At 47.2% G+C, this 16,979-nt stretch carries 16 protein-coding genes and 1 pseudogene; 11 read left to right on the forward strand and 6 right to left on the reverse strand.

The window, feature by feature from the left end:
* Positions 1–228: 228 nt before the first annotated feature.
* Complete coding sequence (locus NX722_RS17890) at positions 229–1,803, forward strand: AbgT family transporter (RefSeq protein WP_262564215.1); 1,575 nt, start codon at positions 229–231, stop codon at positions 1,801–1,803.
* 58 nt (positions 1,804–1,861) lie between these two features.
* Here the strand turns inward: NX722_RS17890 and NX722_RS17895 are convergent, their stop codons facing one another.
* The 3 genes from NX722_RS17895 to NX722_RS17905 form a co-directional block, all read right to left on the reverse strand.
* On the reverse strand, positions 1,862–2,353 hold the full coding sequence (locus tag NX722_RS17895; protein ID WP_262564216.1) for a threonine/serine exporter family protein: 492 nt from the start codon (positions 2,351–2,353) through the stop codon (positions 1,862–1,864).
* Positions 2,350–3,138 carry a threonine/serine exporter family protein gene (locus tag NX722_RS17900; RefSeq protein WP_262564217.1) on the reverse strand — a complete coding sequence of 263 codons (789 nt, stop codon included), beginning with the start codon at positions 3,136–3,138 and terminating at the stop codon, positions 2,350–2,352. Before NX722_RS17900 ends, NX722_RS17895 begins: the two co-directional genes overlap by 4 nt.
* A gap of 212 nt (positions 3,139–3,350) precedes the next feature.
* The gene (locus NX722_RS17905) at positions 3,351–4,772 is read right to left on the reverse strand and encodes an OprD family porin (protein WP_262564218.1); all 1,422 of its coding nucleotides are present in this window, start codon (positions 4,770–4,772) and stop codon (positions 3,351–3,353) included.
* 333 nt (positions 4,773–5,105) lie between these two features.
* On the opposite strand from NX722_RS17905, the pseudogene NX722_RS17910 reads away from it, so the two are divergent.
* The 5 genes and pseudogenes from NX722_RS17910 to NX722_RS28935 form a co-directional block, all read left to right on the forward strand.
* A pseudogene (locus NX722_RS17910) lies at positions 5,106–5,279 on the forward strand (IS1 family transposase); the annotation flags it as partial.
* A gap of 367 nt (positions 5,280–5,646) precedes the next feature.
* Positions 5,647–7,143: an ISKra4 family transposase gene (locus tag NX722_RS17915; RefSeq protein WP_262563767.1), complete on the forward strand. Its 1,497-nt coding sequence runs from the start codon at positions 5,647–5,649 to the stop codon at positions 7,141–7,143.
* Positions 7,144–7,146: 3 nt separating this feature from the next.
* Positions 7,147–7,296, forward strand: a complete 150-nt coding sequence (locus NX722_RS17920) for a hypothetical protein (RefSeq protein WP_262564220.1) — start codon at positions 7,147–7,149, stop codon at positions 7,294–7,296.
* A gap of 38 nt (positions 7,297–7,334) precedes the next feature.
* Positions 7,335–8,678, forward strand: a complete 1,344-nt coding sequence (locus NX722_RS17925; protein WP_262564221.1) for a PTS sugar transporter subunit IIC — start codon at positions 7,335–7,337, stop codon at positions 8,676–8,678.
* A 76-nt stretch (positions 8,679–8,754) separates the two neighbouring features.
* On the forward strand, positions 8,755–8,955 hold the full coding sequence (locus NX722_RS28935) for a family 1 glycosylhydrolase (protein ID WP_407648073.1): 201 nt from the start codon (positions 8,755–8,757) through the stop codon (positions 8,953–8,955).
* Between the two features lie 457 nt (positions 8,956–9,412).
* Here the strand turns inward: NX722_RS28935 and NX722_RS17930 are convergent, their stop codons facing one another.
* The 3 genes from NX722_RS17930 to NX722_RS17940 form a co-directional block, all read right to left on the reverse strand.
* Positions 9,413–10,813, reverse strand: a complete 1,401-nt coding sequence (locus NX722_RS17930; RefSeq protein ID WP_262563762.1) for an IS1380 family transposase — start codon at positions 10,811–10,813, stop codon at positions 9,413–9,415.
* Between the two features lie 82 nt (positions 10,814–10,895).
* Positions 10,896–11,459 (reverse strand): ChbG/HpnK family deacetylase, encoded by a 564-nt coding sequence (locus tag NX722_RS17935; RefSeq protein WP_262564222.1) that lies wholly within the window; start codon positions 11,457–11,459, stop codon positions 10,896–10,898.
* A gap of 90 nt (positions 11,460–11,549) precedes the next feature.
* Positions 11,550–11,726, reverse strand: coding sequence for a hypothetical protein (locus tag NX722_RS17940; RefSeq protein ID WP_262564223.1), 177 nt, complete (start codon positions 11,724–11,726; stop codon positions 11,550–11,552).
* A gap of 188 nt (positions 11,727–11,914) precedes the next feature.
* Here NX722_RS17940 and NX722_RS17945 point away from each other — a divergent pair, with 188 nt between their 5' ends.
* From NX722_RS17945 to NX722_RS17965, 5 genes are all read left to right on the forward strand, one after another.
* On the forward strand, positions 11,915–12,223 hold the full coding sequence (locus NX722_RS17945) for a PTS sugar transporter subunit IIB (protein ID WP_262564225.1): 309 nt from the start codon (positions 11,915–11,917) through the stop codon (positions 12,221–12,223).
* A 48-nt stretch (positions 12,224–12,271) separates the two neighbouring features.
* Positions 12,272–12,583, forward strand: coding sequence for a PTS lactose/cellobiose transporter subunit IIA (locus NX722_RS17950; protein WP_262564226.1), 312 nt, complete (start codon positions 12,272–12,274; stop codon positions 12,581–12,583).
* 174 nt (positions 12,584–12,757) lie between these two features.
* Positions 12,758–13,747, forward strand: a complete 990-nt coding sequence (locus NX722_RS17955; protein ID WP_262564227.1) for a LacI family DNA-binding transcriptional regulator — start codon at positions 12,758–12,760, stop codon at positions 13,745–13,747.
* Between the two features lie 108 nt (positions 13,748–13,855).
* Positions 13,856–15,160 (forward strand): 6-phospho-beta-glucosidase, encoded by a 1,305-nt coding sequence (locus tag NX722_RS17960; protein WP_262564228.1) that lies wholly within the window; start codon positions 13,856–13,858, stop codon positions 15,158–15,160.
* Positions 15,161–15,237: 77 nt separating this feature from the next.
* Entirely contained in the window at positions 15,238–16,755 is a 1,518-nt protein-coding gene (locus NX722_RS17965) for an IS1182 family transposase (protein ID WP_262563985.1), read from the forward strand.
* Positions 16,756–16,979: the final 224 nt, after the last annotated feature.

Here is a 16,979-nt window from a genome sequence, read left to right on the forward strand (position 1 = left end):
AAACGACTGCTAACAAATAGTTATTCATACCTACCACAAAGAAAGACCGAATAACCAAAAACGCCCATATTACCCAGAGTTATTTACCGATCCTTTGCAAAAGACAGAAAATCAACAAAGAATTGATCTATATCAATAACTTACAATACAAAGTCTTTGTTAAAGTTTTACAAAATAAAAATAAAAGGGGACTGACGATTAGATGGATACAACTCAAGGTAATTATAAATGCATAATACGAGTAGCGCGGCGAGCGACTCAGGCAATATGAGCGCCAGCCCGACATTGATGGATCGCTTTCTTAACGGTATAGAGCGTACAGGTAACCGCCTTCCTGATCCGGGTATGCTGTTTGTTTACTGTCTGGGCCTGGTTCTGGTGCTGTCTGCACTGTTTTCCATGGTCAGCTTCAGTTACATCAACCCGCGTACCGGCGAAGCTCTGCAAATCGCCAACCTGATGGATGCGGAATATCTTACCGGGCTATTTGCTTCCATGGTGAAGACCTTTACCGGTTTTGCGCCACTGGGTATGGTTCTGGCATCCGTCATGGGTGTGGGTATTGCGGAGTCTTCCGGCTATATCAACATTGCCCTGAAAAAAATGATTCGTATCACTCCGGACAAACTGCTGGCTCCCGCCGTTGTTTTCATCGGTGCGGTTAGCTCCATCGCTACGGATGCCGGTTATGTACTGGTGATTCCAATTGGTGCAATCATCTTCAAGGCTGCTGGTCGCCACCCTCTGGCTGGTCTGGCTGCGGCATTTGCCGGTGTATCCGGTGGTTTCTCCGCAGGTCTGCTGCCTTCTGCGCTGGACCCTTTGCTGCAGAGCTTCACCCAGTCTTCAGCACAGCTGCTTGACCCGGATTACCAGGTGAACCCTCTGGCAAATTTCTACTTCACCTTCTGCTCTACCTTCCTGGTAACACTGATGGGCTGGTTCGTCACTGAACGTATTGTTGAGCCTCATTTGCAGTCTGTTGAAGTCAGCGAAACCGAAGCTGAAACCACCAACATGAGCAGCTACACCGCAGAGGAGAACCGTGCGTTCAACATCAGTTCTCTGGTTCTGCTGGGTATGGGTGCTGCCCTGATCGCCCTGTGCTTACCGGAAGCGTCTCCAATGCGCACCGAAGATGGCAGCCTGACTGCGTTCACATCGCCACTGATGCGTTCTATCGTGCCATTGATTTTCCTCTTCTTCCTGATTCCGGGTGTTATTTACGGTCGTATGACGGGCACCTTCAAGAATCACCGTGACGTTATGAACGGCATGAGTGATTCCATGAAGACCATGAGCAGCTACATCGTTCTGGCCTTCTTCTGCGCCCAGTTCCTGAAGGCATTCGGAGACTCTAACCTGGGTACCCTGCTGGCACTGTCTGGCGCAGACCTGTTGCAGGCAATGAACCTGCCAGGCCAGATAACCATCATCGGTATTATTCTGTTGACGGCTGTCGTTAACCTGTTTGTGGGTTCGGCATCTGCAAAGTGGGCGATCATTGGTCCAATCTTTGTACCCATGCTGATGGCAGTGGGCATCTCTCCGGAGCTCTCACAGGCGGCTTACCGTATCGGTGATTCCTCCTCCAACATCATTACCCCGATGATGGCCTACTATCCGGTCATCATTGTATTCGCCCAGCGTTATGTTAAGAATGCGGGTATCGGAACCATAGCCTCCATGATGATGCCTTACTCCATCATGTTCATGATTGGCTGGACTGCCTTCCTGCTGCTGTTCTGGGCTCTGGGCCTGCCCCTGGGTATTGGTGCCACTTACACCTACCCGGTGATGTAATGCGTATCAACTGATAAAAAAAAGCCCGCTGTTGCGGGCTTTTTCATACACGGATTTATCAGATTTTTAATGATTTGAAAAATCGGATTTCCTTAACGCTTTTGTTCCTGAACATTAATGACGGCAAAGACACCCCAATCGCCAAAGACAGCAGAGTAAAACCAGCGGTCAAACCATTATGGGCAGTGGTTGACAGCAATTCTACCGAGGCAGACTGGGTACTGCTGATCTCCAACAGCCCCATCATGGTGCGATAGGCAAAAACACCCGGCACCATAGGAATAACGGCAGGAGCCATAAAGACTGTGGTCGGAGTATGTACCCAGTGAGCAGCCTGTATAGCCAGAATACCAATGCTGCACGATGCGATAAGCGTGGCAACAACAAGGTTGAGCCCAAAAAACATTCCTGCGCTGCGCAGGGCGTAACCAATCATTGCTAATGACGCCACCACCCAGAATGCCCGCAAAGGGACAGTAAACAATGTCGCAAAACCCAAAGCAGCAATCGCCGCCCACAAACAGCGTTCCAACAAAATCCATCCAGTCATGACAAAACCCCCAGAGTTGCCGAACTTAAAATAATGCCGATGGCGATAGCAAAGGAAATCACCGCACCCTGTACACCCCGCGCATGACCGATGACCGTATGCCCATGCATCAAGTCAATAACGCTGTTAATCATAGGAACACCGGGTATCAGAAACAGGACGGAGGTCGCAACGGCTATCTCGGGAAACTGGCCCAGGCTACAGATAATGCCTATACCTGACACCCCACTGGCGATAAAAGACGCACAGGCAATGCTCAGGGCAACATTATAACCTCGCGATAATAATGAATGGCGGGTTAGAAAGCCTGAGCCCGTTGCCAGACCAGCCAGAATGACCGGATAAGTTTCACCCCCAGCAACACGACAGAATGCCATACCAGCCAGCATAACCATGATAACAAGAACCGCTTTAGGGTAATGAGGGAGTTTTTTTATCCGTTCAACTTCGTTCTGAACAGCGCCCAGATCCATTCGCCCTTCATAGGTTGCCCAGCTTAACCGACTGATCGCTGAAACAACTCCCATGTGTACCCCATAAGATTTGATCTGCCGAAAAGCAGTGTAATGCAACCCCGGTTTTTGATTGGCAGAAATTGTCAGAGTGATACCAGACAGAGAGAAAAGCAGATCGGCATGATAGCCCAGAGATTCAGAAATACGCTGAATATTCCGATTAACCCGTTCAGTATGAGCACCAGACGACATTAGTAGTACAGCTATATCCAGCAAAAGCTTCGAACACCGTCGTTGGGTGTTATCCGGGGATTGGATTGAGGGTTCCATAGGTTGCCTGAAATAAAGTTCTCAACAGGGTAAAGAACTATACTCCAGCAGGCTGTTAGCCTGTATATGTATCGGGTACAAGAATCTTTGCCAGAGGCGTAGCCGGACTGGCATTAAAAAGACTTCTCGGGCATTTACGGCAGGGTTTGATTTGAGGGCTGGCACCCTCCCCGCCGAAATCACGTGGGAGAGAATGCCAGAAGGTCTTCAGATTAGAAAACTTTGAGAGTGTAGGTAGCGATCACCTTCAGGTCATTCCGGCTACTCTTGTCGATATTTCGCTTCGCATCCTTATTAACCGTATCCTCAGATCGCGCCGTGTCAGACACGCGCAGGAAGGATGGGAACACACCAACCCAGAGACCTTTCAGCGGCTCAGACTGGAAGCTGTACATAATCTGGAAGTCCAGGGCTTTCATCTTGCCATCACGGTTTTCTGTGCTGGTGCCACGGTTATTGTAAGCATCCCAGGCGTAGAAGGCATTGACACCCAGAGTCAGACCCGGAATACCCTGCTTGTCGAAGTTATAGCTCATACCGGCACGAGCCACTTTCTGACCATCCCACAGGAAGTCATCCAGAGTAGAAGCCGTTTGAATGAAGTTGCGATGGTCAGAGTTACCCCAGGCCGTCAGTCGCAGCTGATATTCACCACTGTCAGGCGCATGGGTCTGGCCGTAACCACCGACAAAGCTCCAGCCGCCATGAGTCAGCACAGCACTGGAACTCCAGGTGTATTCCTGCTCGGCCTTGCCCCTGGTATCAACAATCATGCCTTTGCCAGCCTTGTCATCCTGATACTTGGCAGTCTGATAATAAGTGGTAAGTGTCAGACGAGTGTCGTCTGAAAGGCCAAAGCCATAGGAACCAGCAAAGTGCGCATTCTTCCGGTAGCCCTTGCCTTCACCGGCGGCCAGTTCCATCCAGCCATTTTCACCTTCGTAGCGACCACCAAGGCTGTGGATGTATTTTACTACTTCTCCATGACCTGCCTTATTCTCAGTGTTGTTCTGGTGCCAGGAGTTGGTCATCTCCAGCAGTTCATCGTTCCAGTCATTCATGAAACGATCGGCATAACCGTAGGTCAGGGAGAAGTTCTCAAAGTGGCCTTTAGCTTCTGCACCACGATAGGCATGACCGTTAGCACCACTGGATGTACCGATAGTTCCCGCATGAATATCGGTAATACCGGCCTTGAAAAAGGCTCCCATCTTTTCATCACCAAACTTCATACGGAATCTGGCACGACCCAGACGGCTGGAGCTACGTTCCTTGCCCTTGTCTACGTCGTAATACAATGTCTCTGACTGACCGTAGCCATGTCCACCCATCAGGTCGATGTTGGAGAAAGCGGAGACATCCATGCCAAACCAGTCCTTGTACCAGCCTGACTTCAGGTTAGCGTTCAGACCCAGGGTGCTAACCTTGATGTCCCGGTTATCATTTATGCCAATCTTTCCGTCCGCATTGGTGTACCGGTCACCCTTGGCATTACGCTGTCGTCCATAGTACATGATGCCCATATCCATGGATGCGCCATCAACAAAACCGCTTCCAGTCTCCGCCACTGCAGCACCGGATGACATGGCCACTACTACTGTGATTGCGCTGGCAATCAGTGACTTCTTGAACATATTGACTTTCCCCCTAAACCCCATTCTTTCCAGGTTCTAATAGAAAGGTAATGAATGGTTGATTGTGCTTTATCCAGCTCCCAATACCGTTTGAGGGCTGGAAACGTTTTTTATGTCAGCGGGTGGTATTCTATGTTCAAAGTTACGTAAATGTAACGGGTTAATGTAAGCGTTTACATATAAATTGAGATGTTATTGATTTATATCAGGCTCCGAATTACAAAAATTCCAGTCTGTCGTGTGGAAACTGAGTAGCCATGTGAAATATTGTCTATTCTTTGAACGCTCTAACCAGGCACTCCTTCTTAACTGAGGAGTTAAAACAGACACTAACTGGCCTTGAGAACCCGACTGAAAAGGCTAATGAGAAAAACAACCTGTTTCTCTCGATCAGTAAAAATTCATGATAAGGTCATCGGCGAATTTATCTCCAGAGAGCACTCTCCAGAGAGCACTCTCCAGAGAGCACTATCAACAGTTTTGATTCATGACCTGAACAGCTTCTAAGAACAAATATTGACATGAAGCAATGAAAATCGACTCTTGTTTACATAATACTTAAGGCGTCCATCAGATACGTCGTTTTGCTCAAAATGTAAGCGCTTACAAAAAAACCAATATAAAGATTCGAACTACAGCATTTTAACTTTACTCGTGTTCGTGATCGTAAAGATTTAGAGAAAAATAAATACGTAGAGAACATCCACGACAGTTCTATGATCGCCAGGGTCGAATTTAATTGGGTGCGGTTCATTTGCTACGACGCTCTACCCCAGCAAAACCAACCACTTTGGCGACTGAGAGCAAAGAAAAAAGGGCTGTTTCGTGGTGATATAACGTCGCCAAACAAATAACACCGGAAAAGCAGCCCTTTGTGAACGCATCTTACGCCAATACTCTCGACTTTCAATTTTTTTCTCCTGCACAGGATCACTTTAATAGCATGATCCGCCACCTCGAATCTGCCTGCCTGCAGGAACATGGCACAACTGAAGAGTACATTCGAACCAATGGGGACGAGCTGCTTCGGCTAATGTTTCAGGGCTATCTCGATAAACAGGCTGAAGATGAAGAAAGAGCAGTGTCTGTCACTCCCGCTGACGGCATACCTCGTAACCATATTCGTCAAAATACCAGCCGGGTTCTCACCACGGTGTTTGGCAAGGTAACGGTCAAACGGTTTGCTTATAGCCAGCGCAATGTCTCCAACGAATTCCCACTGGATGCCGGGCTCAACCTTAATAACGACCAATATTCTGATGGTGTACGCAAGCGTGTGGTCACGGATGCTATTGATCGTTCTTATGACAATGTCGTCAAACGGCATCGTGAAAATTGCCCCGGCATAGTTGGCAAGTACCAGACAATAAAGCTGGTTGAAGGCACAGCTCAGGATTTTGTCGAATTCTATGAACAACGAACCATAGAAGATGAGCAAACAGATGACCTATTGGTTCTGAGCTTTGACGGGAAAGGTCTGGTCATGTTGCCAGATGGGTTAAGGGAAGCGACCCGCAAGAATGCAGAGAAAAGCAAGAAAAAATGTCAGACACGTTTAAGTCCGGGAGAAAAGAAAGACCGGAAGCGTATGGCTATGGTGGCGACTGTTTACACTGTGCGGGCAAACCCACGCTCACCAGAGTCCATCATGAACTCTGAAAAGAAAGCGGACAATGTCGTCAAATTTCGACCTCCAATACGCAACAAGAGGGTTTGGGCCAGTGTTGAGAGGGACGGAGAAACAGTCATCGAAGAAGCCTTTGATGAGGCTCTCAAGCGTGACCCGGAACGAAAACGACAATGGGTTGTCGTGGTCGATGGGCATCCGCATCAACTGAAAATGATTGAAAGAGTTGCCCGCAGAAAACAGGTCAAAACCAGCATCATAATGGACTTCATTCATGTGCTGGAATATCTGTGGAAAGCCGCTCATTGTCTGCATGATAAAGGTGATAAATCTATTGAGAAATGGGTTGAGCAGCAAGCACTGAAAATTCTTCATGGGCAGTCGGGTCGGGTAGCCAGGGGCATAAAGCAAAGTGCCACGAAACGAAAATTGAAGAATCGGGAAGCTATTGATAAATGTGCTAGCTATCTGCAAAAAAACAGAGACCGGCTTTGCTACGATAAGGCGCTACGCTCAGGCTTTCCTATTGCCAGCGGAGTGATTGAAGGCGCTTGCCGACATTTGATAAATGACCGTCTTGATATAACAGGCGCACGATGGAGCCTGCAAGGCGCGGAAGCCATTCTGAAGCTTCGCTCAATAAACTCCAGTGGAGACTGGGATGAATACTGGTCATATCACCATTCGTGCTCTAAGAAACGAAATTACGGTGAGTTGATGGTGAATAGGGAGGCTTCGTCGTAGCAAATGAACCGCACCCAATTTAATTCTGGTCTCTACAAGGATTTCTTTGGTTTTGATATGGGGGTTGTAGGGGATGATAGCTGGACGCCCAACACTAAAGAAGAATTTTTAATTAAACCGGGTACTTATCGGTACCGGATTATTGTGGGCTGAGCTTCAGTCTATCCAAAATAACCAAGGAGATGTGCTAGATGTCAAAATCTAGAGGCTTTGAAAAATTAATGGCAGGAATGGAAAAACACCTGCTACCAATGGCCGACAAACTGGGTAATATTAAATATCTTGCAGCTGTTCGGGACGGTATGATCAATGCCATGCCGTTCCTGATTGTAGGCTCCCTGTTGTTGCTGTTACTGAACATTCCGGTGACGGATCCGGAGAGTGTGATTTATGTTGAGTGGTATGCCAACTTGATGGCTACTCACAAGGCTAAGTGGCTTCAACCTTTTTATGCTTCCCTGGGCATGGCCTCCATCTTTATCAGTTTCGGCATTGGCTCCAATCTGGCCAAGCTCTATAAGCTGCCGACAACACCAGGTGGTTTTCTGGCGATGTTTGCCTTCTTTATCGTAGCGGCGCCAGTAGATGGCTGGCCTCCAATGGTGCAGGCACGCTTTCTGGATACGAATGGTATGTTTACTGCGATTGTATTCAGTATCTTTGCCGTGGAAGTGTATCGATTCATGACCAGCAAAGGCATGACCATCAGGCTGCCAGAGCAAGTACCTCCTGCAATTGCCCGCTCTTTTGAAGCTCTGACACCTGTCATAGCTCTAATGCTGATCCTGCAGCCAATGAACCTCTTCGTAGCATCTCTGGGTGAAGGCGGTATGCTGATTCCTGAGCTGGTGACAAAGTTGTTTGCGCCAATGGTCTCCGCAATCGATACACTGCCAGGCTTGCTGATGCTGGTGTTTGGCTTCCACATCCTGTGGTTCTTTGGTATGCACGGTACCAATATTCTGGGCGGTATTGCCGCTCCTGTGGCTCTGGCAAATTTCCAGGCAAACAATGCTGCATTCGTTGCAGGTGTAGCCGCTCCAACCATTTATGCTGGATCTTTCCTTGATATGTTTGTCATGATTGGCGGCATTGGTAGTACTCTGGGTCTGGCCATTGCCATGTCTCTGTCCAAAAATGCCCACCTGAAATCCATTGGCCGTATCAGTATTGCGCCAGGCATCTTCCAGATCAACGAGCCTGTCATGTTTGGTACACCGATTGTAATGAACCCCATTCTGGGCATCCCGTTCCTGGTTGTTCCTCTGGTCAGCACAGTCATTGCCTACTTTGCGGCATATCATAATCTGGTCGGTCGAGTTGTAACCCTGGTACCATGGACTACCCCGGCACCTGTGAGTGCACTGTTGGCTACTAATTTCTCTCTAACTGCCCTGATTCTGAGCCTGTTCCTGCTGGCATTTTCTACCCTGGCTTACATGCCGTTCCTGAAAATGTACGCCAAGACGCTGGAGGCTGATCAGAAACAGGAAGAAGTCAATGCGATAGAGTCTTCTGAGCCAGCCACAGCCTGAATCTGAATTCACTTTCTTTAACTCGATTGCTGCCTGATTTAATGTCAGGCAGCGTTTTAGTAAGGCTGTAAATATTATTAACTCTGAAGTTCGGTACGAGTTTCCTGAAGGCTTCTGGTGGGGTGCTGCTACATCTGCGGCCCAAAGTGAAGGTGCTTCTAATGAAGATGGCAAATCTCCACACATCTATGATCAGTGGTATGCCGAAGCACCTGAGCGCTTCTTTAATCAGGTAGGGTCACAAGATACCTCTACGTTCTATGACCTTCTTGGTTGAGGAATAGAGCCCACCGAATGGGGGCTTGGACTCAGAGCTTTCTGATGGTTATAAGTTGCCAAAGTTAGTCAGTTGGAATCCCTCAGACTCTAACCACTGGATCAAACCCGGGTCGCAAAGAGCTTCCAGCTCTTTAGCGCGAGCAAGAGAGTAGGAGGAGAGACTCATAAGCGTCGTATCGATAAACGCTGGATGCGTCATTATCTCCAGGCTGCTAATGCCGTCATACTTACTAACCCGAATATTTCATAAATGAGCAACAAGTTCCGGAAAAAACATCCCATTCTGATTTTTTCGGAGGTCTGTTGCTCTACTGTCCATGAAAAAGGTATTACAACCCGAACTCACCATTAATTCGGATGTTTTTTGATCAGCACCTGCTTTTTCAGGACAACAGAATTCCCCAACACTCTTTCTGTTGGTCGCTATTTTATTCTGATTGAGTTTATGAAGCTGACTATCCCGGTCGAGGCAGCGGCATTGAATAAAAGACTTCGGTTATATGCTGCAAAAGCCCTTTTATTGGACAGCTGCGGGGCAAGTGAAGTTTGATTCGGTCTTTATACTCAACCACTTTAACCGCGACCTTACAAAGTTTTGTGATCACGGTTGATGGCTGTGCCTTTTCCAGCTCCGTACCTTTCAGTGCCTTGGTTCTCAGCTCATAGTGAAGAACATAAGCAGCGCAGGCGTAAAACATTCTCAGGTGATTTGCCAGAAAGCCTTGATCTGACAAGCGATCACCGGACAAATCACTTTTCAGATGCTTAATGAAGTTCTCATCCTGCCCTCTGGGACAATAAAGGTCTTCATATATTTCCTCGGGGGAAGCCTCCATCATCGAAGTCACAATAAAGCGGGGATTGTCGCCTTTCTGGTTGACCTCTGCCTTATAGATTATCCGGGTGTCCAGCCCTTTCCAGCTTTTTGCCTGATAGTCCGTTTCTCCGTAGAGCCTGAGTCGCTCAGGCTCTGGCATGTTGTTCAGTTTTGCCAGCCCGGTTTTAACGTCGAGAGCTTTCCGCGCTTCATCCAGCAACTCTTTGGCTTTAGGTCGCAAGGCCGTCTTGTGTCCTGCGCCTTTTCCCAGCACGTAGTCGGAGTGAGGGTCATCCTGAACAACCTGCATTAACTCTGGTTGGGCAAAGTGGCTATCCCCACGAACCAGTAAATGGGTTTTCGGCCATCTTGTACGGATCAGCTTAATGAGGCGCTGGAGAATAGCTGCATTCTCTCGGCCTGTGGGTGTTTTTCCAGGACGCAGGATCGAAGTGATCAGCTTGCCGCTGAGCCCCTCAAAGATCATTAAGGGCAAGTAACAGTAGTCTTGATATTTGGCGTTGAACAGGTTCATCTGCTGGCCGCCATGGGTGATAGCAGGCGTATGATCCAGGTCGATAATGATGGCTAATGGCGGGTATTCATAACTGCTGATGAAGTGATCAGCCAGTGCTTTGGTCATATTATAAATATCCCGTTTGGTCATGGACTGACCAAGCCTTGTATACGTTGGAGCGGAAGCCAGATGGTTATCATCGTCCAGTGGGTTTCTTCCATTGGCAAGCTTAAAGATTGGGTCTTTACGCAGATGGTTGCTGTCGTTTGCATCTTCATAACCACAGGCCATTTGCAAAACTCTTTGGGCAATGAGTTCTTGCAGGGTGTGGTCGATGTAGGATTGATGACGTTTATCGTCAATGCCGTCAGTCAGCCTGGATATGATACCGCTGTGAAGCATTGTTTCACGTAGCATCAGGGCGCCAAAATCAGAGGATAATTCTCCGCCATTGAAGTCTGCCCGGATAGTTTTTCCGTTGGAGGGGTGAAAACGAAGCTGTTCTTGTGTAAATTTGTTCATGGCAAGTTCCGGTTTGCTTCTTCCGAAGCATTTTTTTGGTCGACCCAATTATATCAAGTGATTGGGCGGAACTTGCCTCTTTTTATGAAATATCCGGGCTAATGAGTTGTTTAATGCGCGGCAGCCCCATATTGTCGTCAGAACTGAGGGCGTAATAGCTGTCATCAAATGCCTCACTGGACTTAATGTGGCCGGGCTTCTGTGAAAATTGACGAACGGGAAGGTCGTAGCGCTCTGCTACAGCAGTAAAAGCGAGAGAGACATTATTCAATCGATGGACATGATGATGACTGTCGATGTGTGTTGGAGTAATACCCAGTTGCATGCAACGCCTTACCTGAGCACAAAATTCTTTTTCAATTAATTCTGCCGGAAGTGCAGCGACATGATCCTGATTTCTGAGGAAATTCCCGGCATGGTCCGATAACTCTTTGTGGGCAGTTAATGGTTGGCCTGCGGTCAGGGTCAAATGTAAGCCTACGCCCAACGAGGGGGCTGACTCTGCTAATTTCACAGCATCTTCAGAGCCGGGCATATTGACCATCAGGCTTGCTGAGCGCACTACACCATTTTGGCAGGCTTCAATTATCCCAAGGTTAACACCCCGGCAAAGCCCGAAATCATCTGCATTGAAAATCAGTTGCAAAATATCATCCCAGTAGAGTCATACGTTATGATCATTTTGATCGTCGAATGTGATGATATGGAAAAATGTAATGGCTTTCATTGATAGTGATCAATTCTCTATATCGCCATCCGGAGTGGTTGTCCTGGGGGTTGTCAGGTGTTCAGGTGCTTTGTTCGTTGTCTTGGCATGACGGCGACGGAGTTGCTGTGGATCGAGTATTGCGTGCGGGGAAAATTGATCTGCGTCTATAAATGACACCTTCTGGCTATCGATCAATTCAGCCATCTGGATCCCTACAACCCACGTAGAAACTGAGGTTGTGTTAATTATTGGTTAATTGAGTGATAGTTGTATTTCAATGTAAGCGATTACATTTTGGTTGACTTTATAGCCTGAAATGGAATCATAGAGACCGTTTCCGGAGCCTGTTTGATGGCTTTGAATTGAATAGCTTTAGTTTGGATGTAAGATCAATGAAAAAAATTCTACTCTGCTGCAGTGCTGGTATGTCCACAAGCTTGCTGGTCAAAAAAATGATTAAAGAGGCGGACGACAGGGGGCTGGAACTGGAGATTGTCGCTTACCCTATGGCTGAGTTTGAAACTGAGGTTGCAAGCTGTGATGTTTGCCTGTTAGGTCCTCAGGTTCGTTACAAACTCAATGAATTCAAGAAATACGCTGCAGAACATAATGTGGAAGTGGCGGCTATAGACCCAATGGCCTATGGAACCATGAATGCCAGTAAGATTTTGGATAGCGCCCTTAAGATGGTGGCTAGTTAAGTTACAGATCCACTGATCAATATTTTTAGAAGTAGCTCGGAGTGAAGTGTGGAATTAGAAGCAACTATTATCGAGTTGATTGTTCATTCTGGGGAAGCCAAAAGCCTGATGCTTGAAGCCCTGGCCTCCGCCAGGAGTGGGGAATTCAATGTGGCCGATGAAAAAATGGCTGAATCAAGGGAGGCCATTAAAAAAGCTCATTGCATTCAAACAGATTTGATTGGTCAGGATGAATGCGAGGGTAAAGTGCCTGTGACGCTCTTGATGGTTCATGCACAGGATCACCTGATGAACACCATGTTTGGTCAGGATCTTGCTGAAGAGATGATACACCTCTATCGCAAGCAGTTTGCCAGATAAGTCATTGTATACGGGGGCTCTCTGGAAGTGACTCTTCAGATCGGCACGACAAGAGTCGCAGGGCGAGAAGAGTCGCAGGGCGAGAAGAGTCACAGGGCGAGCCTCTGATTTACTATTAAGCTGCTGTACAATTATAGATGTATCAGAAGCTAGCTTGGAGTGTCTAAGCAATTAATGAGTAGTATTAATGACGTGGCGAAGCTTGCAGGTGTATCGACTGCCACAGTATCGCGAGTGTTGAACGACACAGGTCAGTGTAGCCCCAGGACCCAGCAAAAAGTCATAGCAGCAGTAAAAGAACTGAACTATCAACCCAACATTCTGGCTCGCTCACTGGCGAAGGCATCATCGGATAACGTTGGTCTGATGGTAAACAGTTACCGGGGCAGCTTTTTTGCGGCTCTCGTTTCTCAGTTGCAGGAATCTTTTGAGAATCAGAATAAGTTTCTGCTTACTTGTCGGGCTTCGTCCAGCAGAGAGTCGGAGTTGCAGGCTATAAGCCGTCTGAAAAGTATGAGTTGTGCTGCACTTGTATTGCACTCCCGGGCTTTGACTGATGAAGATTTACTTCAGCTTGCAGAGGATAAAGTACATTTTGCCCTGATAGACCGCTTTGTTCCCGGGCTTGAGGACAGGTGTGTCACATTTAAGCACAGGAAGTCTGCAAGGCTGGCGGTGGAACACTTGTATAAGAAGGGGCATAGAAAAATTGCCTGTTTATCCGGCACAATGGAGCGTCATTCTGCCAGAGAGCGTTATGCCGGTTATGCCGAAGCCGTGGAAGAGTTTGAACTTGAAGACATTCATATTGGTTACGGACATTATAACCAGGATGGTGGTTATAAAGCGGCTGAAAAACTGTTTTCCAGACGCTCTGATGTGACTGCAATTTTTACCTGCAGTGAGCAGATGTGTGTGGGAGCCTATGAATATTTTCACCATGCTGGTTTGAGGGTGCCAGATGATATCTCTGTTGTAAGTATCGACAGTGTTGATGTATGCCAGATTTTGTCACCCAAAGTAACCACTGTGACGTTTCCAATAGAAGATATGGCTATTGAGACACAAGAGTTGGTTTGTAGAATGATGGATGGCAAGCCTGCAATCAAGCCTGCAGTCTTCACTCCGAACATCAAGATTTTTCATTCTGTTAAAACGCTCTAATTGATAAAGATTCAGGCTCTTAATGAACGGATATTCAGAAAGTTTGTTTTATCCTGCCTTCAGGGAAGTAGGCAGTTACTAAATTAAATACCCATTCAGGAGTTTATAGTGAGCAGTATTAAACTTGCAGTTATTGGCGGGGGGAGTAGCTATACCCCGGAATTAATTGAAGGCGTTATCCAACGTGTTGAAGCATTACCTGTTTCAGAAATATGTCTGGTTGATGTAGAGGATGGAAAAGAAAAGCTTTCGATCATTGAAGGCCTGAGCCGACGTATGGTTGAGAAGGCAGGATTGAATATCAGGGTGAGAGCCACTCTGGATCGTCGCGAAGCAATTCGTGACGCTCACTTTGTCATGACCCAATTCCGTGTTGGCGGCCTTAAGGCTCGTGCGCGTGATGAGCGTATTCCTCTGAAATACAATGTAATTGGACAGGAAACCACGGGACCTGGCGGTTTTGCAAAAGCCTTGCGTACAATTCCGGTTATTCTGGATATCTGCAAGGATATTGAAGAACTGGCCCCAGATGCATGGCTGATTAATTTCACCAATCCGGCAGGCATCGTAACTGAAGCTGTGTTGAAGCACACCAAAGTAAAAAGTATAGGCCTGTGCAATGTGCCTATAGGCATGCAGTATGCGGTAGCGGAATCCCTGAACGCCAAGCCTGAAGAAACTTACATTGAGTTTGCAGGCCTGAATCACATGGTTTGGGGGCACAGGGTTTATGTCAATGGTGAGGATCGTACCCAGGAAGCTATTGCAGCCCTGATTGAAGGGGGGAGTGCGACCATGAAGAATATTATTGATACACAATTCTCCTCAGAGTTTATTCAAGCCCTGAATGTTATCCCATGCCCTTATCACCGTTACTTTTATTTGAAAAACACTATGCTGGAAGAAGAAATGAAGTCCAGTAAAACAGAGGGTACCCGCGCAGAACAGGTGATGAAAACTGAAGAGGAGTTGTTTGAAATTTATGCCAGCCCCGAGATGGACAAAAAACCGGAACAGCTTGAAAAGAGAGGCGGTGCTCATTACTCCAAAGTTTCTTTGAACCTGGTAGATGCCATCTGGAATAACCGCAAGGACATTCACACCGTTAACATTTTGAACAATGGTGCTATCTCTAACTGTGCTCCTGATGTTTCTGTTGAAATTAATGCTGTGATTGACTCTGCCGGTGCTCACCCTATCACTTTTGGAGCCATGCCGGTGGAACTGAATGGCCTGATGCAGCAGGTGAAAAGTTATGAAAGCCTGGCAGTCGAAGCTGCTATCACAGGTGATCGCCATAAGGCTCTGCTGGCACTGACGGCTAACCCGTTTGTTCCGGATGCTAATGTGGCAGAGCAGATGTTGAATGACATCCTTGAGCAGAATAAGAGCCTGCTGCCACAGTTTTCGTAGCATGACACTAGGAGCCTGACCGAGAATAGGATTTATCTGATATAATAGCGTTCAAAACGCAGCCCTGATGAAGCCTGATGTCGCCACCACCAAAATTCAAGGATAGCCCTGTTGAGTTCGACCAGCACCTGCTGTTTCCAACCAACATCTTTGATCTTCTTCCCAAAGATCATGACTGCTACATCTATGAGACCATCTTCCAGAACATTGATACCTCGGAAGTTGAAAAGCAGTACCATCACCTTGGACAGCATGCCTACCCACCCAAGCTGATCGTAGGTATCCTGATCTACGCCTACAGTCATGGTGTATTCAGCTCCCGTGAAATAGAAAAACGGTGTCGGCAGGACTTGGCATTCATGTACATCTCTCAGATGAATTGCCCAAACTTTCGGGTCCTGGGGGACTTCCGCAAAAACAACCTGTCGTTTTTTCATGACTGTTTCAAACAGTCCGTCAAGCTGGCGATGGAGCTGAAACTGGCATCGCTTGGGCATATCAGCCTGGATGGTTCGAAATTCAAAGCCAACAGTTCAAAGCATAAGGCCATGAGCTACGGCCGGCTTAAAGCCAAAGAGGCAGAACTCAGCGCTGAGGTTGATGAACTGATCAAAAAAGCCAGCCAGTGCGATCAGGAAGAAGACGACGCCTACAAAGAAACCAATGGCTACAGTATTCCTGAAGACCTCCTGTTTAAAGAAGAACGGCTGAAGAAAATTAAGGCTGCTAAAAAAGCACTGGAAGAGCGTGAGAAAGCCCTCAATCCGGACGAGCCAATAGACGACAAGAAACAGATTAGCTTTGCAGACCATGATGCCCGGATGATGAGCAAGAAGGGGTACTGCGAATACAGCTACAATGCTCAAATTAATGTAGATGCGGATCACCAGATCATTGTCGGCCAACACATCAGTCAACGCGCCAACGACGTACAGGAAGTAGAGCCTGCTCTTCAGGCTTTGTCAGAATCTACCGATGGCGCGGCTGTGGATAAATGGAGTATGGACAACGGCTATTTTTCAGGGCCAAATCTGCACACCTTGGATAAACATGGAATAGACGGTTATATCGCTACTGACAAGGAAGAAAAACCGGCTGTTACGGACCTTGAAAATACTGATCGAAAATTTGTCAAAGCGGATTTTACATACAATATTGAAGCTGACGTCTTCATCTGTCCGGCTGGGGAAAAATTGGTTACCAATCCAGCCAGTAAAGCTAAGAGGAAAGGCTACCGGGCAAACAAGGAAGTATGCCGAGAGTGCGCTTACCGCTCCAGATGCAGTGGCTCCAAGAAAAGTGCAGGCAAGGTAATTCGCACAGACAAGTTTGAAACTGCACGACAAGCCATGAATAAAAAAATGGAAACAAGCGAAGCGAAAGCGGTATACGAACGTCGCAAAGTAATAGCGGAACCGCCGTTTGGTCAGATAAAAAACTCTGGATTCAGGAGTTTCAGTCTGCGCGGGAAAGAGAAAGTGGAAGCAGAGTTTTCACTGGTATGCACAGTGCATAATTTCAAAAAAATTGTGAAGAAAGCTTTAACGGGGTCACTCCGTCTTGAGGATTTAAAAAAGGTTGAAAAAGCGGCATAAAGGTAAAGAAAAGCTGTAAATTGGCAAAAATGAGCAAATCAACCTCAAAAAGTGGTTGTTTTTTGCTCATTTTGAATTTTGCGAAACCTTTAGGAGGACTGCCTAAGCTATTCTCGGTCAGGCTCCTAGTGCAGCGAAGCGTTTATATCCATACAACCGTCATTCCCGCGAAGGCGGCTCTTGTAAAGGAGAGAGTACCACGGTAGTGGATCCCCGCCTTCGCG

It is taken from the genome of Endozoicomonas gorgoniicola (assembly GCF_025562715.2).
Taxonomy (GTDB): Bacteria; Pseudomonadota; Gammaproteobacteria; order Pseudomonadales; family Endozoicomonadaceae; genus Endozoicomonas_A; species Endozoicomonas_A gorgoniicola.

What these genes read in the sequence shown, in the direction of transcription:
- NX722_RS17890 (WP_262564215.1), top strand. Translation starts at nt 229, where the DNA reads ATGCATAATACGAGTAGCGCGGCGAGCGACTCAGGCAATATGAGCGCC.
- NX722_RS17895 (WP_262564216.1), bottom strand. Translation starts at nt 2,353, where the DNA reads ATGACTGGATGGATTTTGTTGGAACGCTGTTTGTGGGCGGCGATTGCT.
- NX722_RS17900 (WP_262564217.1), bottom strand. Translation starts at nt 3,138, where the DNA reads ATGGAACCCTCAATCCAATCCCCGGATAACACCCAACGACGGTGTTCG.
- NX722_RS17905 (WP_262564218.1), bottom strand. Translation starts at nt 4,772, where the DNA reads ATGTTCAAGAAGTCACTGATTGCCAGCGCAATCACAGTAGTAGTGGCC.
- NX722_RS17920 (WP_262564220.1), top strand. Translation starts at nt 7,147, where the DNA reads ATGAACCGCACCCAATTTAATTCTGGTCTCTACAAGGATTTCTTTGGT.
- NX722_RS17925 (WP_262564221.1), top strand. Translation starts at nt 7,335, where the DNA reads ATGTCAAAATCTAGAGGCTTTGAAAAATTAATGGCAGGAATGGAAAAA.
- NX722_RS17930 (WP_262563762.1), bottom strand. Translation starts at nt 10,813, where the DNA reads ATGAACAAATTTACACAAGAACAGCTTCGTTTTCACCCCTCCAACGGA.
- NX722_RS17940 (WP_262564223.1), bottom strand. Translation starts at nt 11,726, where the DNA reads ATGGCTGAATTGATCGATAGCCAGAAGGTGTCATTTATAGACGCAGAT.
- NX722_RS17945 (WP_262564225.1), top strand. Translation starts at nt 11,915, where the DNA reads ATGAAAAAAATTCTACTCTGCTGCAGTGCTGGTATGTCCACAAGCTTG.
- NX722_RS17955 (WP_262564227.1), top strand. Translation starts at nt 12,758, where the DNA reads ATGAGTAGTATTAATGACGTGGCGAAGCTTGCAGGTGTATCGACTGCC.
- NX722_RS17965 (WP_262563985.1), top strand. Translation starts at nt 15,238, where the DNA reads ATGTCGCCACCACCAAAATTCAAGGATAGCCCTGTTGAGTTCGACCAG.